This is a genomic window from Mesobacillus sp. (assembly GCF_047739415.1).
Lineage (GTDB): Bacteria > Bacillota > Bacilli > Bacillales > Cytobacillaceae > Mesobacillus.
This window is the reverse complement of sequence record NZ_JBIQOE010000047.1, coordinates 1-3,873: the sequence shown is the minus strand read 5'-3', so window position 1 is coordinate 3,873 and position 3,873 is coordinate 1. Positions and strand designations below refer to the sequence as shown.

The window sequence follows — 3,873 nt, the reverse complement described above, 5'->3', positions numbered from 1 at the left end:
ACGATCGTTGAGGAGCTGTACAACAAGCAGGAACAGGGGGGAGAGCATGAGAAAGTACTGGCAAATAGCTAAAGGGCGGATGCAGGAGAACACGGCCTATTCCGCCTGGTACTGGGCCGGGACCGTATCATCAGTGATGCGGCTGCTGATAATTTACTTCTTCTGGCAGGCGGTCTATTCGAACCAGACGACAATCCAAAATATTAATCTTGAAACAATGCTTACTTATATTGTAATTGCAATGCTGCTGCAGGGATTTGTTGGCGGTGTCGGCAATGAGCTTGCGGAAAATATCAAGGAGGGACAGGTAGCAATTGAGTTGATGCGTCCTTACGATATGATTTTTAAAATGTTCGCAGTTGATGTGGGTGAGAAAGTCATGTACTTGATTCAGGGAACGATCCCGATGATATTGATTGCTTACTTCTTTATGGATTTAAGTTTCCCGAAATCGCCAGAGACGATTTTGCTTTTCGCAGTAAGTGCGCTGGTAGGAATCTGGATCGGTACGTTCTTCGATTTTCTCGTCGGTGTCCTCGCGTTCTGGACAGTCAATGTCTGGGGAGTCAGAGTACTGAAGGAGTCAATGATTACGTTTTTCTCGGGAGCGTTGGTACCAATCACACTTTTCCCGGATTGGCTCAGAACCATTACAGAGTTTCTCCCGTTTCAGGCAATGGTATATCTGCCTGTATCAATTTATTCCGGCTTAATCACCGGAACGGAGGCGTATATGGCACTTGGAGTTCAGTTATTCTGGCTCATTTCATTATATGTTTTGGTAAGGGTAATCTGGTCGCAGGCGATTAAACAGATTACGATTTTTGGAGGTTAGGAGGCGATTCTATGCGGCGACATACGAAATTATATTGGGAGTTTGCGAAGAGCCATATGAAGGTGATGATGGAGTACCGGATCGACTTTTTGATTGGTGTCGTCTCAGTAATGCTTGAGCAGTTCGCTTCCATCTTTTTTGTGAAAGTGGTGTTCGACCACATTGAGCAGATCAATGGTTGGTCGTTTTATGAGATATTGTTCATCTACGGAATTGCGGCAACGGGCCGTTCGATCCACCAGATTTTCTTTGATAATCTATGGACGCTTGGCTGGCAGTATATCAGGCCAGGGAAGCTTGACCGTCTGCTGATCAGGCCGGTCAACCCATTGTTCCATGTGGTAGCTGATCGTTTGCATCAGGATGGATTCGGCCAGTTGATTATTGGATTAATCATTCTGGGAACAGCGATTCCGCAGCTTGACCTCGTTTGGGGAGCAGCGGAAATTGCGATGCTGGTCATTATGATCATCTCATCCGGATTGATTTTCGTGGCCATTAACTTATTTTTCGCGACATTCAGCTTCTGGATGATCGACAGTCTTCCTATAGTATGGGCGGTCTTCAACCTGAGCGATTTTGCCAGATACCCACTGACGATCTACCACAAAGGAATTCGCATGTTCCTGACTTGGATCATTCCTTACGGGTTCACGGCATTTTATCCAGCAGCTTATTTTATAGATAAGTCTGGATACAAGGATTTTGCGCTGTGGACGCCGGTTGCAGCAATTGTCTGCTGCGTGCTTGCCTATGCATTTTGGAATAGAGGCTTGAAGGCTTTCGCAAGTACGGGCAGTTAAGCTAAAAGCAACCCGTAAAATATAGGGAATTATCAGATAATACGTTCATATTCGGATTGCCCATGGGACTTCAGTCGGGTATGATGAAAATAAAGTAGTTTGATAGAGGTGGCGAGTGTATTGGATAACAAGTCAGTTAGAGAAGTATGGCAGGAAATCGAAAAGGTCATGAAAGAAAGACCAGAGCCGATTCAAGGCATGAATGTTGTTTATCAGTATGATATTACAGGCGACGACACCGGTACGTTCCAGCTATTTATATCTGACGGAACTGCACGGGTAGTCGAAGGTACTGAAGGAACCCCAGATTGCACCATGAAGCTTTCAGACAAAAACTTCAAAAAGATGATCATGGGCAAGCTGAACGGAACAGCCGCCTTCATGACAGGAAAACTCAAAATCCAGGGCAGCATGGGACTCGCACTCAAACTCGAAGGAATCCTCAACGAATACAACCTAAGCGAAACAGCTTAACAACAAAGGACCAGGCGGATGAAGCTTGGTTCTTTCTCATTCCATAAAAAAATCCTTTCTACCCATAAAAAATATTTATTAAAAATTCATTGCATGATGAGACAAAATGTAACAAGATCTGACACATCCTGATATAATAAGGCTATCAAGTTTTCAGATTTAAGGAGATTCGTATGGATCCACTCAAAAAAAATTCGGTTTTAGTTTATGAAGAAGTAAAAGCAGTTAAGTTCTTTTTGTGGACTTTTTATATAATCCTTGTACCCTATGATTTTGTTTATTATTATCTAGTCCCCTATTTTAATAAGCAAGAAGTTGGTTTGCCATTAGGAGGATTAGGTTTCTTCTTTCATATATTCCTGTTTGCTTTAATTCCCTTAGCTATTTACTTAGTAAAAAAAGGGCAGCCTGAAAAAATTAAATATATTTACTTCTTAGCATTTATGCTGCTGGACGTTGTAAACAACTTTATGATTTATTGGGGAACACAAAAGCAGTTTGGCAACGGACATGTACTCGAAATTTATTTTATCCTATTTTCACCGATTTTTGTAAGTAGTCGTTTCTTTTGGACAATGACTCTAGGATTTTTCCTTAAGTACCTTGTAACCGGACTAGTTTTCCAATCTGGTGAAGTACTTGTTCCGATGGGACTAATAATTTTCATATCTACAATTGCCTGGATATTGCTTAATCGCTTCCAATCTTATGTTAAAGCCATAACCTCTATCTTTGAGGATTTAAGACAGAAAGAAAAATTGGCTGTGATTGGACAGATGGCAACTGCAATTGCACATGAAATTAAGAATCCATTATCATCTTTGAAAGGCTTTACTCAGTTGCAGCAGGAAAAGGATAAAGGTGACGAACAATACTATCCAATCATGCTAAATGAAATCGATAGAATCAATGCAATTGTAAATGACCTGCTGATTCTAGGAAAACCTAATACGGCTATTAAAACACCTAAAAACCTTGTTGATATAATCCATTACGTTATATCAGTTATTGATCCTCATGCTCAAAGGAAAGATATTCATATTGAGTATGATGTAGACGATTCAACTGTACTATTATGTGACGAAAATCAGATGAAGCAAGTTTTTATCAATTTAATAAAAAATGCGATGGAATCAATGCCTAATGGAGGGAAAGTAACCATTCAATCCAAAATTGATGACGGTCGTGCTCTAATCTCAGTCAGAGATGAAGGATGTGGTATTCCTCCAGAGAAACTTGCTAAATTAGGAGAACCATTTTATACAACCAAGCAAAACGGAAACGGATTAGGCTTGATGGTAACAAAAAAAATTATTGAAGAACATGAAGGCACATTTTATATTCAAAGTGAAATGGAAAAAGGAACAACTGTTACTATATCGGTTCCGATTTTTGAGTAAAACTATTGCCGAATAATGAAAAATCATCCAATAAATAAACCAAAAGGACTATTTTTATAATAGTCCTTTTGGTTTATAATGAAGAAAAATGTCGAATGTTGGCATTTGTAAACTAGGTCTTATTATTCATTTTTAACCTTATTTTACTAAAACTATTAATTTGAAAAGAATAATGGCGATATCAAGGTAAACAATGATTTAGTAATAGACAGAAAACGAGGTACTGCAATGCAAAATTCTTTTAAGGATCCATCTTTACATCATGAGGAAAAAAGAACATTAAAGTGGTTTATTACTTTATTTTATATATTGTTCATTTCCTTTGAGATTTTCTACTATTATATAAATCCAACATATGTTA

General features: G+C 39.1%; 4 protein-coding genes. All 4 read left to right on the top strand.

Annotated features, from left to right (window positions below; all coding sequences use genetic code 11):
• The first annotated feature begins 46 nt into the window (after positions 1–46).
• The 4 genes from ACH0QE_RS04385 to ACH0QE_RS04370 all read left to right on the top strand — a co-directional run bounded on the left by ACH0QE_RS04385 (position 47) and on the right by ACH0QE_RS04370 (position 3,512).
• The gene (locus ACH0QE_RS04385; protein WP_415799475.1) at positions 47–835 is read left to right on the top strand and encodes an ABC transporter permease; all 789 of its coding nucleotides are present in this window, start codon (positions 47–49) and stop codon (positions 833–835) included.
• 11 nt (positions 836–846) lie between these two features.
• Positions 847–1,638 (top strand): ABC transporter permease, encoded by a 792-nt coding sequence (locus tag ACH0QE_RS04380; RefSeq protein ID WP_415799474.1) that lies wholly within the window; start codon positions 847–849, stop codon positions 1,636–1,638.
• Between the two features lie 120 nt (positions 1,639–1,758).
• A complete protein-coding gene (locus ACH0QE_RS04375) occupies positions 1,759–2,112 on the top strand; it encodes an SCP2 sterol-binding domain-containing protein (RefSeq protein WP_415799473.1) in 354 nt (117 codons plus the stop codon).
• 173 nt (positions 2,113–2,285) lie between these two features.
• Positions 2,286–3,512, top strand: a complete 1,227-nt coding sequence (locus tag ACH0QE_RS04370) for an ATP-binding protein (RefSeq protein ID WP_415799472.1) — start codon at positions 2,286–2,288, stop codon at positions 3,510–3,512.
• Positions 3,513–3,873: the final 361 nt, after the last annotated feature.

What these genes read in the sequence shown, in the direction of transcription:
- ACH0QE_RS04385 (WP_415799475.1), top strand. Translation starts at nt 47, where the DNA reads ATGAGAAAGTACTGGCAAATAGCTAAAGGGCGGATGCAGGAGAACACG.
- ACH0QE_RS04380 (WP_415799474.1), top strand. Translation starts at nt 847, where the DNA reads ATGCGGCGACATACGAAATTATATTGGGAGTTTGCGAAGAGCCATATG.
- ACH0QE_RS04370 (WP_415799472.1), top strand. Translation starts at nt 2,286, where the DNA reads ATGGATCCACTCAAAAAAAATTCGGTTTTAGTTTATGAAGAAGTAAAA.